Annotated in this window: 1 protein-coding gene and 2 pseudogenes; all 3 read right to left on the minus strand. The window is 40.3% G+C overall.

Features of this window, described 5'->3' with window-relative positions:
• Window positions 1–89: pseudogene (locus GMD4S_RS13045) on the minus strand (N-acetylneuraminate lyase); the annotation flags it as partial.
• A gap of 170 nt (window positions 90–259) precedes the next feature.
• Window positions 260–904, minus strand: a complete 645-nt coding sequence (locus GMD4S_RS09385; protein ID WP_000057468.1) for a YesL family protein — start codon at window positions 902–904, stop codon at window positions 260–262.
• A 20-nt stretch (window positions 905–924) separates the two neighbouring features.
• Window positions 925–996: pseudogene (locus GMD4S_RS13050) on the minus strand (YhcH/YjgK/YiaL family protein); the annotation flags it as partial.

Genomic DNA, 996 nt, shown 5'->3' on the forward strand with positions numbered 1-996 from the left:
CGCGTACGCTCTGGACTGACTTCTCCTTGATCATCATAACATGCGTAGAAGGCTGGAATGACACCTTCGTATTTTTTCAAATCTGACATAGATTTTCTCCTAAGATTTCTTTTTTTCTGCTGAGAGCAGTTCTATTTTTACAAGTTTAGTATACACCTTGTGAAAATCGCTTTCAATATCTTGTATACACTTAGATTTTAGTTTCTACTTGTATTTTAGAAACTGTAACGATTGAAAGTAGTTTCAGAAACAAGCCATCCTACTGGTATTTGGCGAAGATTTTCTCCATCAAACCTGCTTGGAGAAAGACTAGCAAACCAAAACCAAAGAGGATAAAGGCTGACCCACCCAAAAGGAGAGTGAAGGCGGATAGATAAAGAACCATCACAATGAGAAAGAGAGTGGCTAACATGAGGAAGAACCATGGAAAGTTAAAACTTGCTAGGATAAGCCCTTTTTGCAACACTTCTTTCCAAGACAAATCATAGCGCGCAGCAATGGGATAACTAGCCAGCATCACCAGAGTGAGGAAGATGAGAATCCCCAAACAAATAGCTTTCACAATCTGGAAAGGCAAAGCTGTCTGACCCCAGAAGAGATAGAGGTCTAGAAGGCTTAATGACACAATGCCCAACTCTAACAGACCTAACTGAAGCCCCAGTTTCAGATTTTGCTTGAAAGCTCTTAGATAAGTTCTAAAGACTGGTACCCGTCTGCTTCTCTTAATCTCAAACATGGTCTCATAAAGGCTGATTTTCGCCACTCCAATCGTCACGATGGGCAAACAAGAGACGACAAAAAGAAGATTGACTGTCACAATATCCAAGACCTTCTCACTGAAACGCATGAGAAAATTATCTGTATCAAATGCTGCCTTGATAAGGTTTACTCCTTTTTGTGCCATGTTTGCTCCTCCTGATTCTTTTAATCAATCAAAATTTTAAAGAGATACTTGCGAACCTTTTCTTCCATCCCTGCGTAGCCATTTGGCTGGTG

Source organism: Streptococcus sp. GMD4S (assembly GCF_000296955.1).